The sequence below is a fragment of the Paenibacillus sp. HW567 genome, assembly GCF_000374185.1.
Taxonomy (GTDB): domain Bacteria; phylum Bacillota; class Bacilli; order Paenibacillales; family Paenibacillaceae; genus Paenibacillus_AQ.
On the sequence record NZ_KB910518.1, the window covers coordinates 1,796,162 to 1,816,250 of the forward strand.

Consider the following 20,089-nt stretch of genomic DNA (forward strand, 5'->3'; position numbering starts at 1 on the left):
CGGAGCGTTCAGCGCCGGCAAATCCTCCTTCGCCAATGCACTGCTCGGCGAAGAGGTGCTGCCCGTGTCTCCGCATCCCGCCACGGCGGCGGTTAACCGCATATTGGCGCCGGAAGGAGACTTCCGTCACGCCAGCGCGGTTGTCGCCATGAAGACGGCGGAGGATTTCTGGGAGGACATCCTCCATTCCTTCAGCGTGCTGCAACTGGCCGCACCGCAGCGGCACTCGTGGACGGCTGCGGCCGCGAACGTCCAGGTCAGCGGGCTTCATCCTTCAGCGCTGCCGCATGCCGGATTTCTGCGGGCAGCCGCAGCGGGCTGGAAGGAGGCGGAGCCGCTCCTGGGAACGGTGCGTACCGTTGATCTGCAGGAATACCGCCTGCTCGTTGCCGAGGAGACACGCGCCTGCTACGTTCAGGGGATTGACCTGTATTATGACTGCCCTCTGACGGCAAGCGGCATTGTGCTCGTTGACACCCCGGGAGCGGATTCTCTGCATGCGCGTCATACCGGAGTAACCTTTGGTTACATGAAGAATGCGGACGCGATATGTTTTGTGACCTATTATAATCATGCCTTCTCCAAGGCGGACCGGGGGTTGCTCGCCCAGCTTGGGCGGATTAAAGACAGCTTCGCGCTGGATAAAATGTTCTTCATCATTAACGCCTCCGATTTGGCAAAGGATGAAGCGGAGCTGGAGGAGGTCCGGCAGCATGTCGCGCAGAATCTGCGTGCCGGAGGCTTGAACGCACCCAGAATGTATGCGTTGTCCAGTCTGCTCGCGCTGGAGGGCAAGACCGCAAACCGCCAGGATGGGTATGAGGCGTCCCGGTTCGCCGGCTTCGAGCAGGCGCTTGCGGATTTCGCGGGTGGAGAGCTGCCCCGGTTGTCGCTGGCATCAGCCAGAGAAAGCCTGGTCTCGGTGCGCCGCCGTGCCGGGGAATGGCTGGAGACCGCCAAGCTTGCTGCGGGCCAGCGTGAAGCGGGGATGCGCAAGCTGCTGGAGCAGCGCCAGCAGGCGGAGCTGCGGCTGGCAGCGCTGGAAGCTGAGGAGCGTCCGCGCCGCGATCTGCGCCGGGAAGGCGAGGAGCTGTTCTATCATGTCCGCCAGCGGCTTGCCTTTTCCTTCGGCCGTTTCTTTCAGGAATCGTTCCATCCTTCCCTGCTTCGGGAGGATGGCGGTCATCTGAAAGAAATCTTTACAGCCTGTGGAAGAGAACTTGAACGCACGGTCCGGCGTGAGCTGGAACAGGAATTGTGGGCAACTACGCTGCGCCTGGAAGCAGCAGGGATCAGACTTGTGCATACGGCGGCGGTATCGGCAGCCGAAGAGCTGTCCATACCGCCGGAGGAGCTTCGGTACTTGGAAAATGGTAATGAACGCTGGAATTCTCCAGCCAAGCTGGAAGCCGATCTCGCGCCGCTGGATTGGCCGGCGCTGTGGAGCCGGTTCAAATCGCCGCGCCATTTCTTCGAAGGTCCGGGACGGAACGAGGTAAGAGCTGCGGCGGAGCCTTGGCTTAAGGATGCTGTAGCCGGGGCTTGTTCAGGGCTTGAAAGCTACCTGCTGGATTTCTACGCAGAGGCCTTGGAGGCAGCCTTATCCCGTGCGGCGCTTGCGCTGCGCGAGAGTCTCGCTGAACGAGAGGCAGCCATGAAGGAACTGCTGAAAGGGGGTGATTCCGCAGAGCATTGGAGGCATCTCAGCACAGAATTGCTGCGGCTGGAAGCAGCTTTCGACAATATCATGGACAATGATCTGTGAAGATTGTAGGAAAATGTCGAAGAAGACTTGCATTCTGACGGATGATGGAAGAAAATAAAGGAGCCTGAAAATTTACAATTGAAACTGCCTCGTTTACAGAAAACTAGAACGCCGCAGTTAAATTGCCGAAAGAGGTTGGAATCGACCATGTGGGGAGCTCCTTTTTCAGCCCAGAGCCGTAAGCTGCTGCTCTTGGGCAGTGGAGAATTGGGCAAGGAAGTCATTATCGAAGCTCAGCGCCTTGGCGTAGAGACCGTAGCTGTGGATCGTTATGAAGCTGCACCGGCGATGGGAGTGGCCCATCGTTCCCATGTTATTGATATGCTTGACGCGGAAGCGCTGAAGAAGCTCATTCGTGCCGAGAAGCCCGATCTGATTGTGCCGGAGATTGAAGCGATTGCGACTCACGCACTGCTGGAACTGGAGGAAGAAGGTTTCTTCGTAGTTCCTACTGCCCGTGCGGCCCGGTTGACTATGGACCGGGAAGGCATCCGCAGGCTTGCCGCAGAAGAGCTTGGCCTGCCAACCGCAGCTTACCGTTTCGCTGACAGTCTGGACGAGCTGCGCCAGGCGGTGGAAGAGCTCGGCACACCTTGCGTGATTAAGCCGATTATGAGCTCTTCCGGCAAAGGGCAGAGCATCTGCAAGCAGCCGGAGGATGCGGAGAGCTGCTGGAATACCGCGCTCGAAGGAGCGCGTGCCAAAGGCACCCGCGTCATTGTCGAAGGGTTCGTCACCTTTGAGAGCGAGATTACACTCCTGACTGTGCGTTCTGTAAGCGGGACTGTATTTTGTCCTCCCATCGGCCATATTCAGAAGGATGGCGATTATGTAGAGTCCTGGCAGCCGCATCACATGAGTGAGCCGCAGCTCGCCGAGGCCCAGGCTATCGCCAAGGCGGTAACCGATCAGCTCGGCGGATATGGAATATTTGGCGTGGAACTCTTTCTTACGGATCAGGGGGTACTCTTCAGCGAAGTTTCGCCAAGACCCCATGATACCGGCATGGTTACAATGATTACACAGGATTTATCGGAATTTGCTCTGCATGTCAGAGCCATTCTTGGATTTCCGCTGGACTCGGTGCATTTGCTGACACCGGGCGCATCAGCTACCCTGAAGGCAGAAGCAGCCGGACAAGCTTTTAGAGTAACCGGAATCGGCGAAGCGCTCGCGCTTCCCCGTACACAGATTAGGGTGTTCGGCAAACCGGAGGTTCGCCCTGGACGGCGGATGGCCGTAGCGTTAAGTGCGGCGGAAGATGTGGAAATCGCGCGGACAGCAGCCAAGCAGGCGGCGTCTATGCTAAAAGTGGAGGGAATTGAGGATGAACAGTAGTACTCAGGAGCAGGTACTGCAAATTCGCAAATGCGGCATGAATGATCTGGAGAAAGTGACAGCCCTTCTGCGGGAATTCGGTTATCCGACAACGCTTAGCGTGATGAAAGAGAGAATGGAAGACATGGAGAATGATCCGTTCCATTGCACACTGGTTGCAGAGCTTGATAACGAAGTTGTGGGAATGGTTGGACTCCGGCAGGTGAAATCCTATTACAAGCATGCGGATTGTATTATGGAGATTACCGCGCTGATCGTATCAGAGGAGCATAGAGGAAACGGCCTTGGCAAAAGACTGGTCGCTTCAGCCGAAGAACGGGCCCGCCAGCAGGGCTGCTGCCAGTTGTTCCTGAGAAGCGGCAATCGTGTAGAGCGCGCACCGGCACATGCATTCTACCGCCACATCGGCTTCGAAAAAATCGCCGGCTACCGCTTTAACAAAACCTTGCTATAATCCTATACGTTACCGATCATCCCATCCCGGTCCAAGCGGGATGGTTTTTTTTATATGTTTCACGCTATAAATTATCCTTCTATATCTCGTGGAAAGAATTTATTCATTGATGTCGCTTTTATGCAATACGGCAAACGGGATTCCTGGGCGAAATGCGCGGCCTATTGATTTGACAATATGGAAATATCAATTTGAAAGCGGGAGCAAGGAGGCGGTCCTTCTAGCTCTTTCAGTCTATCAAAATTGTGACAAAGGTTTTGGCTATGCACTGGAGGCGGTCTGGACAAATTGAAGTCCATGAGCTTGGCGGTTATTGCACCTTTCTTCGAGGTGTGGAGCGTGCAAAGTTAACGGACAAATATGATTGCGTTTTTCTCGCAGACAGGCTGGAAAAGTTGGTGAATGACGCTATTGAGCGGGCTCATGGCAAATGGCCGGTGTACTCCATGAGACCGTCCATGTATTTTTCGTCTCCGGCAAGTATTTTTTACAAAGAGAACGAAGAGGTTCAAAAACAAAGAACTGTCCTAAACCACAAAAGCGGCTCTTTGGACAGTTCTTTTTGACGCGCTTATTTCTGCTTAGTGCATGAACCTGCAAGCCAAATGCTAATTTGCGGCCTCAATCCCTATATGCGAATAAGAGGCAAAGTCGAACAATCCCCGGTCGGTCAGCTTCAGCTCGGGGATTACCGGCAGCGCCAGAAAGGAGAGCGCGAGAAAAGGATTGAAGTGTTCCGGTGCGCCAATCTCGCGCAAGGCTGCGTAGAGCTGCTTCATTTCAGCGTACACCTGCTCATAGCCTTGCTCCGACAGCAGTCCGGCGACTGGAAGCGGCAGGGAGGCGAGAATGGTATCGCCGGATACAACGGTTAAGCCGCCGTTCATTGCGGCAATATGGCGGATTGCGGTGAACAGCTCCTGATCGGAGACACCCGCAGCGATGATATTATGTGAATCATGGGCTACGCTTGAGGCGATGGCTCCTTTGGCGAACCCGAAGCCCTTGACGATGCCAAGGCCTATATTGCCTGTACCCGTATGCCTCTCCACGACAGCCAGCTTCAACTGGTCGTGCAGGACTGAAGGGGCAAAGAGGCCGTTCTTCACCTGTACTTTCTCTTTTAAATGGCGGGTGACGATGGAATTCGGGATGATCCCAATAACGTTGCATGTATCCGATTGAAGGGGGATAGCCAAATTCCCAAGCTGAAAATCAGTCAGGCGGCAGCTCTCGATAATGGTCTTTGGTGTCTCTGCCGCTGTATTTCCCGGGAAAGCTTCAGTGACTGGCTTTCCTTGTACTACGACACATTCGCCGTGCTTATACACCTCTGCAATGGAGAGTGAATTCAGGTCGTCCAGCAGCACGAGGTCGGCCCGGTAACCCGGACCGATGGCCCCTCTGTCCTGAAGGCCGAAGCACTCGGCGGCATTTAAGGTTGCCATTTGAATGGCTGTAATGGGATTCAAGCCTTTGCTGATGGCAAGCCGGATGTTGTGGTCCACGCTGCCTTCCTCCAGCAGATCGTCGATTAATTTATCGTCGGTGACGAACAGGCATCTTCTGGCATTCTGTGCGGTGACCGCCGGCAGCAGGGCTTCGAGGTCTTTGGCGGCAGTTCCCTCGCGTATCATGAGGTACATGCCGAGGTCGAGGCGCTGTTTTGCTTCTTCCGCATTTATGCATTCATGATCGGTCCGGATGCCTGCCGCCCGGAAAATGTTCACGTCCTCCCTTGCGATCCCGGCGGCATGTCCGTCGATCAGCTTCCCCTGGTCCAGCGCACCGGATAGTTTGTCCAGCATCCCGGAATCCGGCCCGGCCAGTGCAGGGAAATCCATCACTTCTGCAAGCCCCAGTACTTTAGGGTTCGCATAGAGGGGATTCAGGTCAGCGGCCTTCAGCTCGGCTGCACAGGTTTCGAACGTTGTCGCCGGCACACAAGAGGGAAGCATAACGAAAATATCTACAGGCAGGTCGTTTGAGCGCTCCAGCATGTATTCAATGCCCTTCACCCCGGCTACGCTGCCAATCTCGTGCGGATCGGTGACAACTGCCGTTACGCCGTGCTGCAGCACCACTTTGGCGAATTCCTGCGGGGTCAGCATGGAGCTTTCAATATGCACATGCCCGTCAATCAGGCCGGGAATAATCCATTTACCGGCGGCGTCTGCCGTCCGCTTGCCTTCATAGGAGCCGATGCCGGCAATGTAGCCGTCAACGATGGCAATATCGCCCTCCATAAGCTCGCCTGTAAATACATTGACAATCTTTCCGCCCTTGATCACGAGATCTGCGGGGATTTGCTTACCCGCTACCTGAATCCGTCTTGCAAGCAGATTTTGATTGCTGTTCATAGACTCCACATCCTTTGTTGTTGTTATAATGCACTTCTTAGTACAGTTCTAAATCTGTGGCTTAGAGTGAAGCCTTTGTGGTTGAGGGAGAGAAGGACTCGTCGTATCCATCCTTCGGTTCCTTGTGGACCGTAAGGCCCTTATTTTCCCGAAAGGATATATTTGCCCGAGGGAGCGGACCGTAAAGCGCTTATTACCTCTTCGGCAGGTGCATTTGGGGTGATTGTCCGCGCATAAAGGCTCTGGAGTCCGTCCACTTGCGGAAAAAGTACCTCTAGTAGAAATAAGAGCTGCTCGGTCCGTTTACAAACGGGGCAGATTCTTCCGATTAGGAGATGATTCTGTCCGTGGGGCCTGGTACGCCTGCAGCGTAATCTCCACACCCTAATCCGTTCCGCGGAGTATCATTTGAACTCGAGTATTCAGAGTCTGACGATCTTACTGGCCGGATACGCCAAAAAATCCTGATTACAAAAAAACGCCGGCGGCATTTTTTTGTAATCAGGATTTTACGGTTCCTGGTAGAGACCCTCAGCCCATATCGCCAAAGTTATACAAAATGATACGTTTAATAGTATGCGAGAACGCCGTTAATATCAAGATTACAGATTATGTTATGTTGCAGATGGGCAGATTAGGCACACAACTCCGCTCCCGCCCATATTCTATAGGCATAAGGCTATGGTAAAGGGGAGCGACTGGATGCTGAGGATAAGGCTGAATGAGCTGGGAAAAGGAATGGATAGCGGCCTCTTGCAGGCCGAGGTGTGGCGCTGGGACGGCATCGGCTGGAATGAGGCTATCGTGCAGCAGGAGGAGGATTTTATCCGTGCGGATGACGATTTGTTCGTAACCATCCCCGCAGAGCCGGGGTTATACCGAGTGAATTACTCCAAAAAACCTTTGGAGCCGCTGCTCATTCTGTCTGAGCTGGAGGAGGCTGAGCTGCGGGCGGAAGTGCTGCATCCGGCACCTTTTAACCTGAAAGAGGGCACGCTGTGGGGGTACATTAACAATGAAGGCCGGACAGTCATTGAGCCGAGATACGAATATGCCGAGGAATTTCAGGCGAACGGGCTGGCAATTGTGCAGCGCAAGGACAAGAGCGGGTTGATCGACAGCACCGGCAGGGAAAAGGTGAAGCCAATCTATTCCTTTATTGCCCCTTTTTCCGAAGGCCGGGCCGTTGTCTCCGATGCGAAAGGGTATACGTTCATTGATGAAAAAGGCAAGGAGGTCACTCCGGCGCGGTATGATTATTTGAATTCGCTGCATGAAGGGCGGGCGCTGTTCTCCAGACAGAGTCCTTCGGACGGTTCCCGCTACGGCTATTTGGATGCACAAGGCAAGGAAGTGCTGCCTGCTGTCTACGAGGATGGCGGAGATTTCGAGGACGGTATGGCGCTGGTCAAAATCAAAGCAGGGGAGTTCGCGCTGATTAATCCGCAGGGAGTTGTGCAGCACACGTACAATTATCCTTTTGTAGGCAATCCGGGTGAAGGGCTGCTTGCTTTTCAGGCCGAGGAGAACGGCAAATACGGCTATCTCCGCACGGACGGCACAATTGCCATACCGCCTCAATTCACGTCCGCGCTGCCTTTTTCCGGGGGCCGTGCAGTGATTAATACCGCGCCGGACTTCGGCAACGCCTACGGGCTTATAGATATGCAGGGCAAGCCGGTTATTCCGGCCACCTATGATGTTGTGCTGCAGCTTGGGGAAGACCGGGTGGCACTGGGAACACCGCTTGTTGCCGACCAGCCCTACCGGGGTGCCCGCTATGTTATCGCCGATGCGGTAACAGGAAGAATTCTAACCAATCACCCCTTGCTCGGTGTGAACAATTACCAGAATGGCCTTGCGTCCGTATACGATGCGAAGGACACCTATTTTATAGATAAAACCGGCAACAAATCTGCCCAGCCCCCCGTTGTTCCAGGCTCCGGCACATTGTCCTTCAGCGGCAGTCTGATCAGGGCGGATGTAGACCTGCGCACAGCCTATTATGACCGCAAGGGGAAGCTTGTTTGGCGGCAAAATGATGTCATTCCTTTAAGACCGCCCTATTCCGTTCTGGAGAAAAAATATCATCCAAACAGAGATTACCTGGTGTATTACCCCGTTGTAGAAGGTATCGCTATCACAAATGTGTCCAGAGAAGTGAACGACAAGCTGCGCAGTCTTTCACTTGCCGAGGGAGCAGGAACAGCCCAGGATTTCAGCTACACTGGCGATTTTTCCGTATCCTTCTTCCGTAAAATCCTTCTGGTGCTGGAGCTGAATGGCTACCGCTTTCCGTTTGGAGCCGCACACGGCATGCCCACCAAAATCTATACACACATTAATTTGAAGAACGGGAAGTTTTATAAGCTCGGCGATCTGTTCAAGCCAGGCAGCAGGTATGTACAGAAGCTCAGTGAAATTGTCGGCAAACAGATTGCGACCGATCCGCAGTACTCCTACGTCTTCCCCGACAGCTATAAAGGAATTACGGCCGATCAGCCCTTTTTTGTGGATGGGGAGGCGCTTTATCTGTATTTTGCCCCATATGAAATCGCCCCTTATTCAGCCGGGTTCCCAACCTTCCGTATCCCTTATGCGGAGATTATGGGCCTGATCTCGACCGAAGGCGAATTCTGGCAGTCTTTTCATTAATAAAAGCTTAGATCTATAAGAAACGGCAGCCGTTCCTGCGGGGAGGTGCCGTTTCTTTTTGATTTGAGGAGCAGACATGCTTGCGCAGGCAGCTTGGACAAACTGATCTCCAATCTACTAAATGTAAAAAATTAGAAGAGCACAGGTGAGAGATTTATGCTACAATAACTAAGGAACAGATTACAACTTTGTAATATTTGGTCCCGGAATTCCTGGCAGCTCAGACAATACAACAAGAACAAGGAGATGACAGAATGAAGAGCAAATCTTTAAGAGCAGTGATTGGTGGAAGTGTAGCGGCTGTTCTGGCATTAAGCATTTCGCTTCCATTACAAGCAAAGGCAGCGGCAGCACCTCAGGAGCTGACGGTTAGCACTTCCGGCTTCGCACAATTCATGCAATATTTGCAACAATATAGCTTCAAAGGAATTACTTTCGACGGATCAACCTTTACGTTCCAGCCGATTGTGATTTCCAAGCCGGTTACGACGGTTCCAGTACCCACAGAAGTACCGGCAGCAACACCGGTGCCAACAGCTAAACCAGCAGCAACGCCGGAGCCAACCGTTAAGCCTGTAGCAACGCCGGAGCCAACCGTTAAGCCCGTAGCAACGCCAGTGCCAACGGTTAAGCCTGTAGTTACGCCGGCACCAACAGCGAAGCCTGTGGCAACATCAGCACCGGCCGTATCGGTGGCAAACGGCACATTTACCCAGCAGATTGTGACCCTGGTCAACAAGGAACGCGCCGCAGCCGGATTGGCCCCAGTAGCCGCACTCGACAGCTTGAACAAAGTGGCGGCAGCGAAGGCGACCGATATGCGTTCGAATAATTACTTTTCGCATACTTCCCCTACGTATGGTTCACCGTTTGATATGATGTCCGCCTTCGGCGTCACTTATCAATATGCCGGTGAGAATATCGCTATGGGGCAGAAGACACCGCAGGAAGTAATGACAGCCTGGATGAATAGCAGCGGACACCGCGCGAACATTCTGAGTCCGAATTTCAATTATATCGGCGTAGGCTTCGACAATAATTATTGGGTTCAGGAATTTATCGGTAAATAATGCAGCTTTAAGAATGGATGGAAACCGTTCTCCGGCATGACTGGGGGGCGGTTTTTTTGTCGCTTCCATTTACAGTAAGATAAGGAGCCGCGCTTTGCATTTTTTGCATGTTAAGGATTTGCAAATTACGCATAGAAGAATTATGTTTATCTACATAGTTAAGAACTTTGTAAAATGTGGAACACTACAGAATAGAACGGCTACGGAGGGATAGCGTTGAAAGATTCCAAATGGACCTGGCGCAGTGTCAGCCTGATTTCCATAGCGGCAACCGTGCTTTTGCTGGTTGGGTTTGTGTACGCGGTGAACGATATTTTATTCCCGAAGGGAGAGGCGTCCTTTTCCTCGTTGCCGCAGCAGACAGCGGCTCCCGCAGTGCCAATCAGCAAAGAGGTAAGAATCATGGCGCTTGGCGACTCCTTGGCCAAAGGCACAGGCGACAACGAGGGCAGCGGTTTTGTCAAAAGAACAGTTGATGGTCTTGCGGCAAACGGCAATAAGGCAGAGCTTCTCGGAAATATGGGCATCAACGGTTTAACCACGGCAGGCCTGCAGAGCAAGCTGCAGGATGAAGGCGTGAAATACGCCCTGCGCCAGGCCAACGTCATTCTGCTCTCTATCGGCGGTAATGACCTTTTCAGAGGCGCCGATCTTCTGGGAAACGGCAATGAAGGCCAGCAAATCGCATCGCCCGACGCGAAAAGCCCGGCAAGCGAATCGCCGGATTCTACCGGGACAAGCACCAATGCTTCGGCAGACAAGAAAACCGGGACCGGGAACGCAGCCCAAAAATCGGGTTCATCCGGTACCGCTGCGGCGGCTAATGGCAGTGAAGAAATAACGCCGGAATCGCTGCTGGCTGCTCTGCCTGAAGCTGCGAAACGGCTGGGCGTCATTCTTGACCGGATTGCGGAGATCAATCCTAACGCACAAATTTATTATCTGGGACTCTATAATCCCTTCGGAGATGTTCCCGAGCTGCTCGTCCCCGGCAATCAGGCGGTAACGGCCTGGAACAATGCAGCAATGGACATTATCAATAAACGTAGCAACATGACGCTCGTTCCGACCTTCGATTTATTCAACCGCCACTGGCAGAGCTATCTGTCCAGCGACCATTTCCATCCGAACGGCAATGGTTATCAGCGGATCAGCGAGCGGATCGTACAAGCTGTGCGGTAAGCTCCATTGTACCCGCAGACATCTGAAATGAACACAACGGGGAGCTGTGAGGAAGATGACAAATGAAAAGAGCGGCGGCTCCGGGGCAATCGTGCTCTCCGTCGAGAATGTCCGTAAAAAAATTGGCCGCAAATGGATTATTAATGATGTTACCTTTGATGTCCGGGAAGGCGAGATTTTTGGTTTCCTTGGCCCGAATGGGGCCGGCAAAACGACAACCATCCGCATGCTGGTCGATCTGATCCGGCCGAGCGAAGGCAAGATTACCGTCTGCGGCTACAATGTGAACCGTGATCCTGAAAAAGCGCTGCAATATGTCGGCTCCATTGTGGAGAATCCCGAGGTATATACCTACCTGACCGGCTGGGAGAACCTGCAGCATTTTGCCCGTATGCAGCCGGGGGTGGATCAGGCCCGAATCGCCGAGGTGGTGGATATTGTCCGGCTGGACCAGCGGATTCATGATAAGGTAAGCACATATTCGCTGGGAATGCGGCAACGTCTGGGCATAGCCCAGGCGCTGCTGGGACGGCCCCGGCTCCTGATTCTGGATGAGCCGACGAACGGGCTTGATCCTAAGGGGATCAAGGAGCTGCGTGAATTCATCCGCCAGCTTGCAGACGAAGGGCTTGCCGTATTTGTCTCCAGCCATCTGCTGAGCGAAATTCAGCTCCTGTGCGACCGTGTCGCAATCATCAGCAAGGGGCGTGTGCTGGCTGTGGGCGGGGTGGAAGAGCTGGTTACCCGCAACTCCCCGTATGTGTTATGGGAGCTGGAGCCTTTTGACAGAGCAAAGAAGCTTTTAGCCGGAAGACCGGATGTTTCACTGCTGGAGCTGGACGAGGTTACGCTGGATGATTCCATCACTGCCGGCATGGGGCCGAATTCTTTTATCACGGCTATGGATGAGGACTTGATCCCCGAGATTGTCGCCATATTGGTTACCGACGAAGTGGAAGTAAGGGCCGTGCATAAAATCAACCCCACACTGGAACAGCTATTCTTGAAGCTAACGGAAGGTGAATCCATTGACTAATCTGTTGCCGCTCATCCGTAATGAGTGCCTGAAGATCATTAAGAAGAAACGTTTTTATGTAATCCTGCTGATTCTGCTCGTACTCGTGCCCATGTTCACTTATGCTCAGATGCGGGTCGCCGAGCGCAGCCGGGACAAATTCAATTCGGACTGGAGGCTGGAAATCCAGCAGCAGATTACCGACAACCAGAACTCCCTCGGCAGCGACCGGATTCCCGAGGAATGGAAATCGTACCGGAAGATTTTTGTCCAGCAGCTACAGTATTATCTTGATCATGATGTTAATCCAAATGAACCCAGTGGTGTAACCTTCACCCGTGAATTTCTGGACAATTCGGTATCTTTGTTTATTCCGCTGCTGATTATGGCTGTGGCCTCCGATCTGGTCTCCGGGGAACGGACCACCGGAACAATCAAAATGCTCCTGACCCGGCCGGTCAAACGCTGGAAGGTGCTGTTCAGCAAAATGGCGGCACTGCTGATGTTCGTCTCGCTGATTGTCCTCTCGGTCTTTGTGATCAGCTATCTTATTTCCGGTCTTGCTTTTGGATACAAGGGGTTCAACGTTCCTGTCTTTACAGGCTTCCAGCTCAGCGGAGATACCGTTAATATGTCTACCGTGCATGCAGTGCCGCAGTGGAAGTATCTGCTGATGCAAGGCGGGCTCATCTGGTTCGTCAGCATTGTCGTTGCGCTCCTGGCCTTCATGGTGTCGGTGCTGGTGCGCAGCACGGCTGCAAGCATCGTGGTGATGATGGCGGCGCTGATTGCGGGTACGATTCTGACTAATATGGCCTCGGCATGGAGCACGGCAAAATATTTATTTATGGTCAACCTGGGGCTGACCGGATATTTGGCGGGGACGCCTGCGCCGATTGAGGGAATGACCTTGTCTTTTTCCATGGCTGTGCTGGCTGTTTGGGGAGTCGTTTCGGTGATCATTTCCTTCGCCGTCTTTACGAAACGGGATATTTTGAATTAGAATGTACAAAGTGAACGAAACGTTTGTTTGCATATTGCAGGGTAGAGAGAAAAAGAAGGAGGAGCATGAATGCTCGAACAGATCGATATGTTTGCAAAAGTCTCCAAGAACGGCGAAGCTGCCGGCACTGGATACGATGCTGACGACATTCAAGTGCTCGAAGGTCTGGTTGCGGTACGCAAACGGCCCGGCATGTATATCGGCAGTACGAGTTCCTCGGGACTGCACCATCTCGTATGGGAAATAGTGGATAATGCGGTAGATGAACATTTGGCTAAGTTTTGCTCAAAGATTGATATTACACTGCGCAAGGACGGCTCAGTTACCGTTCTGGACAACGGGCGCGGGATTCCGACCGGAATGCACAAGACAGGAGTGCCAACGCCTCAGGTGGTATTTACCATTCTGCATGCGGGCGGTAAGTTTGGCGGTTCCGGCTACAAAAAATCGGGGGGACTGCATGGCGTAGGCGCTTCTGTGACCAATGCACTGTCCGAATGGCTGGAGGTTGAGATTTACCGGGAAGGCAAAATCCATCGCCAGCGCTTCGAATATTGGGTGGACAGCAATGGGAAAGAGCATGTCGGTGAGCCTGTGACCGGCCTTGAGATTCTGGGAAATACGAATAAGACCGGTTCGAAGATCACCTTCAAGCCGGATATTCGCGTCTTTGCAAATGGCATTGCTCTCAACTACGATACGCTGGCAGAGCGGGTGCAGGAAATTGCCTTTCTGAACTCCGGTCTGCGCATTACCCTTAGTGATGAGCGGAGCGGCCGTCAGGATGAATACTTTTATGAAGGCGGGGCCAGCCAGTTCGTCCAGTTCCTTAATGAAGGCAAGGACGTGCTGCACGATGTGATTCATTTCAGCGCGGAGAAGGACGATATCGAGGTTGAGGTGGCACTGCAATATAACGCCGGTTATACCGAGACCCTGGCTTCATTCGTTAACTCTATTCCAACCCGGAGCGGAGGTACACATGAGACGGGCTTCAAGACAGCCTACACCCGGGTGCTGAACGATTACGCCCGCCGCACACAACTGCTCAAGGAGAAGGACAAGAACCTGGAAGGCAATGATCTGCGCGAAGGCATGATGGCGGTGATCAGCGTCAAGATGTCTGAGGTGGAATTCGTCGGACAGACCAAGGACCAGCTCGGCAGCGCTTCTGCCCGCAGCGCCGTGGATTACATCGTATCCGAGAATATGGCGCGTTTCCTGGAAGAGAATCCCCAGGTGGCGCAAAGCCTGCTCAAGAAGTCGATACAGGCCTCCAAGGCCCGGGAAGCGGCGCGCAAAGCCCGTGATGAAATCCGCAGCGGCAAGAAACGCAGCGAGAGCTCGAACCTTGGCGGCAAGCTGTCGCCTGCGCAGTCCAAGGATGTGACGCGTACGGAGCTGTTCATTGTCGAAGGCGATTCCGCCGGAGGCTCGGCCAAGCAGGGGCGTGACTCCAAGATTCAGGCGATTCTGCCCTTGAAGGGCAAGCCGATGAATCCCGAGAAGGCCAAGCTGCTGGATATTCTTAAGAACGATGAATACAAAGCGATTATTTCCTCCATTGGTGCGGGGATCGGGCCGGATTTTGCCGTAGAAGACAGCAATTATTCCAAGATCATCATTATGACCGACGCCGATACCGACGGAGCGCATATTCAGGTGCTGCTGCTAACCTTTTTCTACCGTTATATGAAGCCGCTGATAGATGCGGGCAAGGTCTATATCGCCCAGCCGCCGCTGTATAAGCTGACGCGCAAATCGGGCAAGCTTGAGACGGTGCGTTATGCCTGGAGCGACGAGGAACTCGCGAACTATCTGAAGGAATTCGGCAAGAATTTCGAGCTGCAGCGCTACAAAGGACTTGGTGAAATGAACCCGGATCAGCTCTGGGAGACCACGATGAATCCGGATTCGCGCAACCTGCTGCAGGTGCAGATCGAGGACGCCGCCAAGGCGGAGCGCCGCGTATCCACATTGATGGGCGACAAGGTTGACCCGCGCAAGCGCTGGATTGTCGAGAATGTCGATTTCACGGAAATCGTGGAGTAGAGGACTTGGCGGGATGGTATGTCTCCCTTAATTCGCCGATGCCGCTCTTAAGCGGTTGTATCTCTTAGAAATGCTGCAGCTAAAGGGCGGCATGGGTTGTTAGCGGAAAGTGACGAAAATCCCGAGGTTAGAATAGTTTGGTGATTAGAGAAGCAAAGGGGAAGGTTGGAACTGTAAGAGCGTCAGCATTCAGTATACGGAATTTGCCCTGGTTTATTTTGAACTTAATAAATTTCCAAGGGGCGAAAGTAACGGAGGGGAAGTTTGGAACTGGAGGAGCGAACGCGTCCGCCTTTGTCTGGGGATTTCAACCGCGAAGAGCGGTATAAATCAAGAAATCTGCAGACAACAGCGGCCGGAAGTCCAAACATTCCCCGCAGTTACGGCTCAAGCCAATTGCAGCATTCATAAGTTCAAGACAGATATCGTTGGAAATTCTGGATATACAGAAGTCCCTACATTCTCCGCAGCGACAAGGATATCACCACACTATTTTTATGTCGGACAGATTGAGGAACAGAAGGTGAGCGAATGAGCAGTTTATCAGAACAATTTTCGCCGGCTTTTCTGGAAGAGGTCGTCGGTGACCGCTTTGGCCGGTATTCCAAATATATTATTCAGGACCGGGCGATTCCGGATGTCCGCGACGGGCTGAAGCCCGTACAGCGCCGGATTCTGTACGCCATGTACGACTCGGGCAATACGCCGGACAAGCCCTACCGTAAGTCCGCCAAGACGGTCGGGGATGTAATGGGGAATTATCATCCGCACGGAGACTCCTCCATTTACGAAGGCATGGTGCGGATGGCACAGCCCTGGAAGATGGGCCATGTGCTTGTAGACGGACACGGGAACTGGGGCTCGATGGACGATGATCCGGCGGCGGCGATGCGTTATACTGAGGCGCGGCTGTCCCCTATCGCCATGGAAATGATGCGTGACATCGAGAAGCGGACCGTGCTGTTCAAGGACAACTTTGACAATACCGCCAAGGAGCCGGTCGTGGTTCCCTCGCGTTTTCCGAATCTGCTGGTCAACGGGACCAGCGGGATCTCCGCAGGATTTGCTACGGAAATTCCGCCGCATAATCTGCGCGAGGTCATCGACGCCTGTATCGCTGTGATGCAGAAGCCGGATATTGCGCTGGAGGACATCATGACCTTCATCAAGGGTCCCGACTTCCCGACAGGCGGCACGATTATGGGCGGCGACGGCATCATGGACGCTTACCGTACAGGCAAAGGGCGCATCTATCTGCGCTCCAAGACTGAGATCGAGAACCTGCGCGGCGGCAAACAGCAGATTGTTATCACCGAGGTGCCGTTCCAGATCGTCAAGTCTCGGCTGGTTACCTCGATGGAGAATATCCGTCTGGAGAAAAAAATCGAAGGCATCGCCGAGGTCCGCGACGAGAGCGGCCGCGATGGTCTGCGGATTGTAGTCGAGCTTAAGAAGGAAGCCGATGCCCAAGGGGTTCTGGCCTACCTGCTCAAAAAAACCGATCTGCAAGTCACCTACAACTTCAACATGGTGGCGATTGTCAATAAAGCTCCACAGCAGCTTGGCCTCAAAGCAATTTTGGAGGCTTATATCGCCCATCAGCGCGAGGTGGTGACCCATCGCACCCGGTTTGACCTGGAGAGAGCGGAGGACCGCGCTCACGTGCTGGAGGGACTGGTTAAGGCGCTGAACATTCTGGATGAGGTCATTGCCGCAATCAAAGCGTCGAAGAACCGTCAGGATGCCCAGAACAATCTGGTCTGGATGTTCGGCTTCAGCGAACGCCAGGCTGATTCCATTCTTACCTTGCAGCTCTATAGACTGACCAATCTGGAGATTCACTCGCTCCAGAAGGAACTGGATGAAACGCAGGCGCGGATTGCCGCACTGCAGGCCATTCTGGACAGCGACAAGAAGCTGATTGCCGTCATCCGTAAAGAGCTGCTGGAAATCCGCGACAAATACGGCATCGACCGCCGTTCGCTCATTCAGGGTGAAGTGGAGGAGCTCAAGGTAAGCCTTGAGGTGCTGGTGAATGCCGAGGATGTTCTCGTCGCCCTTTCTGCCGACGGATACATCAAGCGGACCGGCATGCCTTCCTTCACCCGTTCGGGGGGAGAACGCCATGCCTCAGGGGTCAAGGAAGGCGATCATATTGTCAAGCTGCTGGATCTGAACACACGGGACAGCCTGCTTGTATTTACCCGTAAGGGGCAATACTTCCTGCTGCCTGTTCACCAAATACCGGAATTCAAATGGAAAGATCCGGGTACGGCGATAGTCAACGTAATCAGTCTAGCCAAAGGTGACGGAATCGTCAGCATCCTGCCGGTAGGCAATCTGGATGATCCGCAGGCCAGTCTGGTTTTCGTCACCGGCAAGGGCCAGGTGAAGCGTACGGAGCTTAAGGAGTACTCTACAAGCCGTTCCGGTGCTGTTGCCGCGTGCAAGGTGGCTGAAGGTGATGAGATCATTACAGTGGCGTTGAGCAGCGGAGACAAAGAGCTTGTGCTGGTGACCCGCGAGGGCATGTGCATCCGGTTCAAGGAAAATGAAGTTAATCCTATGGGCCGGGTGGCCAGCGGGGTTAGAGGCATTCAACTGCGGGAAGGCGATGAAGTTGTTTCCTGCTTCTGGGTAAGTGAAGATGAGGGCGAAATCCTGGTTGTATCCGAGCTTGGCTATGCTAAACGCACACTGCTGCTGGATTATCCTTCACAAAGCCGCGGCGGCAAAGGCATGCCAACCTTCGAATTTAAGGAGGGCAAACGCGTCAAGCCGAACGGCAGCAGATTGTCCGGCGCATTCTATTGCCGTGAACCGCTGGAGCTTACGGCGATTACCCATCATGGAGCGGTACATAACTTCTCCTCCGAATCGGCGCCACTTGGCGAACGGCGCTCCATTGGCAAGCAATTGGTGGCCGTAGAGAAAAAGGACGAGATTATCAGCCTGTTCCCGGCGGTTTTATAAGCGGGTTAATCACTTTGTATAGCATAAATAAACGGCGCCTGACTGCTCTGCAAGGAGAAGCCGGGTGCCGTTTATAGTTTATTTAATTACTCAGCCTTTGCAGCTTGAAATCGGCAAGTAAATCTTGATGTAATTGGGCAGAGCGGAAATTTACTTTGAGACATCCATACTCACGAAGCAAGAGATTTATCCGATGTTTTTCGATATGACGATTTTTCCCCGTTTCGGCAACTCTTCGCTTTTGCGATATGCTTGAAGCAGGCCTTGAGCGGTAAAGGCAAATGTCTCATTGACATGGATTTTTAATTGATTGTCTTTCAAATAGTGAGCAATGGATTCAAAATCGGTACGGTTAGGTTGGGCTTGGAAGAAATGTGCGTGAATATTGCGGACCTTCGGATATTGATTGATTCCGAATGCCACTACTGAGATATAAGTTCCGCCATCCTTGATGACCGAGAAGTTCTTCTCTCCGATTTCACCTGGTAACCCGGTACCGAAAGTGGATGCGTCCTTGGCGGTATCCAATACAATATCAACAGGATCTGTTATCTGGGTCGTAAAGTCGGCTTTAGTATAGTCGATGACCTCGTCAGCACCAAGTCCTCTCACGAAATCATGATTATAGTCCCTCGCGGTTGCGATAACATATGCTCCGTGTTGTTTGGCCAACTGGACGGCTACATGTCCCACTCCTCCGGCGCCCGCCTGAATAAGAATACGTTGTCCCGGTTGAAGATGACCCTGCTCAAACAGTGCTTGCCAAGCTGTCAGAGCAACCGTAGGAGCGGCACCTGCCTCTTCAAAGGAGAGACTTTCAGGGATCACGGCAAGATGATCTTCTTCCACCGCAACATAGTCCATATAAGAACCTCGTTGAACCATCCCCATAACACGATCCCCAGGTTTGAACTGGGTCACTTTCCTGCCTACCTCATGAACGATGCCGGCTACTTCATTACCAAGAACCATGGGCAATTGCAATTGATCCCGAAATTTGTGGGCCATTGGACTCTGGAGAATCGCGCCGCTGCGAAACAAATAATCTGCTGGATTAATGGAAGAGGCACGCATTTCGATAAGCACCTGTGTATCGGTGAGTGAGGGAATCGGCAGTTCCAGTTCCTTCAATACTTCTGGGATTCCAAAGCTTGTCAAAGCAATAGCTTTCATAATAATCCTCCTCTTGAATTGAACATACTTTGAAACATCTGGTCCAATAACATGATCTCCGCCTTTTGGCTAATCGCATGGTTCCCAAGCTTTACATCAATGATGAAGTCATTGCTCAGCATGTGGCGATAACGGGAAATAATATCGTTGTTTGGCAATTCTCCCATGGCCTTCGTTTCGGGTGGGATTACCGGAATGCCCGCTTGCTCAATCAGGTGAATATTGTGTTTAATAGCTGTAGCAATTTTGATTAAAATGCTTTCACTTCTTGCCTTCTCCAAGCTCACCATTCCGTCATCGGTATAGAAATGCTTGTTAACGATAGCTAATGCAGTATGCGAAATGTGGAATGCCTGAATGTCTTTTTGCACTTCATAATGCAAACCCACCGATTTGAACAGTTGGGCCAGTTCCTTCACTCTTTCGGTTATCTGTCCATCTATTTCACCAAAAATAGTTCCTTGATGTTTCTCAGATCCGAATTGAGCGTATAGGACATCTTCTTTGATATCTCCACCTGCGCCCGGGAATCCCGGAAGTAAGCGATCGCCCACGATGTTCAGCCAAAGCTCATATCCAATGGTGTTGGTCAAGGTGACAATGGTCTTACTCCGATTATGCTGGATCGCAGATAGGGCAGCTTCGGACTGATCATATCTGACAGAGACAAAAATGAAATCATAAATGTCTACGTCATCAAGGGTTTCAATCGTCTTGATTGATATTTGCTTGTTTGTTCCGCAAACGTTATATTTTAGTCCCTCCCTTTGTAGCGTCTTCAGTCTCTTACCCCGTGCCAGTATAGTGACATCCAGTCCCGACTGTGCGAACCGGAGTGCGTATACACTACCAATCACGCCGGCGCCAACTATCAAAATCCTATATCCTTTGGTATTCAACATAAACCCTTCTTTCAAAGAATCAACCATAGATTGTTTAAGCAACACCTGTTTGATAAAATGATAATATTGCATGCTTATGATTTCAATCAGCAGAGTTAGAAGGACGTTGCATAGGCAACACATTGTAAGATCTGATGTCTAAAAAGG

Annotated in this window: 13 protein-coding genes and 1 riboswitch; of the genes, 10 read left to right on the top strand and 3 right to left on the bottom strand. The window is 52.5% G+C overall.

Annotation, left to right across the window (positions count from 1 at the left end; all coding sequences use genetic code 11):
- The 3 genes from B212_RS34955 to B212_RS0108035 all read left to right on the top strand — a co-directional run.
- Positions 1–1,765, top strand: a 1,765-nt coding sequence (locus B212_RS34955; RefSeq protein WP_036668048.1) for a dynamin family protein, incomplete at its 5' end; no start/stop codon positions are given.
- A 147-nt stretch (positions 1,766–1,912) separates the two neighbouring features.
- Positions 1,913–3,103, top strand: coding sequence for a formate-dependent phosphoribosylglycinamide formyltransferase (gene purT, locus B212_RS0108030; RefSeq protein ID WP_019910055.1), 1,191 nt, complete (start codon positions 1,913–1,915; stop codon positions 3,101–3,103).
- Entirely contained in the window at positions 3,093–3,557 is a 465-nt protein-coding gene (locus B212_RS0108035; RefSeq protein ID WP_019910056.1) for a GNAT family N-acetyltransferase, read from the top strand. Before purT ends, B212_RS0108035 begins: the two co-directional genes overlap by 11 nt.
- Positions 3,558–4,165: 608 nt before the next feature.
- Here B212_RS0108035 and ade read toward each other — a convergent pair.
- Positions 4,166–5,917 (bottom strand): adenine deaminase, encoded by a 1,752-nt coding sequence (gene ade, locus B212_RS0108045; RefSeq protein WP_019910058.1) that lies wholly within the window; start codon positions 5,915–5,917, stop codon positions 4,166–4,168.
- 478 nt (positions 5,918–6,395) lie between these two features.
- Positions 6,396–6,495: riboswitch (purine riboswitch) on the bottom strand.
- Positions 6,496–6,619: 124 nt separating this feature from the next.
- On the opposite strand from ade, the gene B212_RS0108050 reads away from it, so the two are divergent.
- The 7 genes from B212_RS0108050 (at position 6,620) to gyrA (ending at position 17,867) form a co-directional block, all read left to right on the top strand.
- Positions 6,620–8,572: a WG repeat-containing protein gene (locus B212_RS0108050; RefSeq protein WP_019910060.1), complete on the top strand. Its 1,953-nt coding sequence runs from the start codon at positions 6,620–6,622 to the stop codon at positions 8,570–8,572.
- A gap of 254 nt (positions 8,573–8,826) precedes the next feature.
- Positions 8,827–9,642, top strand: a complete 816-nt coding sequence (locus tag B212_RS0108055; protein ID WP_019910061.1) for a CAP domain-containing protein — start codon at positions 8,827–8,829, stop codon at positions 9,640–9,642.
- 216 nt (positions 9,643–9,858) lie between these two features.
- Complete coding sequence (locus tag B212_RS33075) at positions 9,859–10,824, top strand: GDSL-type esterase/lipase family protein (protein WP_019910062.1); 966 nt, start codon at positions 9,859–9,861, stop codon at positions 10,822–10,824.
- A 55-nt stretch (positions 10,825–10,879) separates the two neighbouring features.
- Positions 10,880–11,860, top strand: a complete 981-nt coding sequence (locus tag B212_RS0108065; RefSeq protein ID WP_019910063.1) for an ABC transporter ATP-binding protein — start codon at positions 10,880–10,882, stop codon at positions 11,858–11,860.
- Positions 11,853–12,842, top strand: a complete 990-nt coding sequence (locus B212_RS0108070) for an ABC transporter permease (RefSeq protein WP_019910064.1) — start codon at positions 11,853–11,855, stop codon at positions 12,840–12,842. The genes B212_RS0108065 and B212_RS0108070 overlap by 8 nt, the downstream gene beginning before the upstream one ends.
- A gap of 69 nt (positions 12,843–12,911) precedes the next feature.
- Positions 12,912–14,894 carry a DNA topoisomerase IV subunit B gene (parE, locus tag B212_RS0108075; RefSeq protein WP_019910066.1) on the top strand — a complete coding sequence of 661 codons (1,983 nt, stop codon included), beginning with the start codon at positions 12,912–12,914 and terminating at the stop codon, positions 14,892–14,894.
- A 531-nt stretch (positions 14,895–15,425) separates the two neighbouring features.
- Positions 15,426–17,867: a DNA gyrase subunit A gene (gene gyrA / locus B212_RS0108085; RefSeq protein ID WP_019910068.1), complete on the top strand. Its 2,442-nt coding sequence runs from the start codon at positions 15,426–15,428 to the stop codon at positions 17,865–17,867.
- Between the two features lie 186 nt (positions 17,868–18,053).
- Here the strand turns inward: gyrA and B212_RS0108090 are convergent, their stop codons facing one another.
- On the bottom strand, positions 18,054–19,040 hold the full coding sequence (locus tag B212_RS0108090; protein ID WP_019910069.1) for an NADP-dependent oxidoreductase: 987 nt from the start codon (positions 19,038–19,040) through the stop codon (positions 18,054–18,056).
- Positions 19,037–20,014, bottom strand: coding sequence for a ketopantoate reductase family protein (locus tag B212_RS0108095; protein ID WP_019910070.1), 978 nt, complete (start codon positions 20,012–20,014; stop codon positions 19,037–19,039). The genes B212_RS0108090 and B212_RS0108095 overlap by 4 nt, the downstream gene beginning before the upstream one ends.
- Between the last annotated feature and the right edge of the window lie 75 nt (positions 20,015–20,089).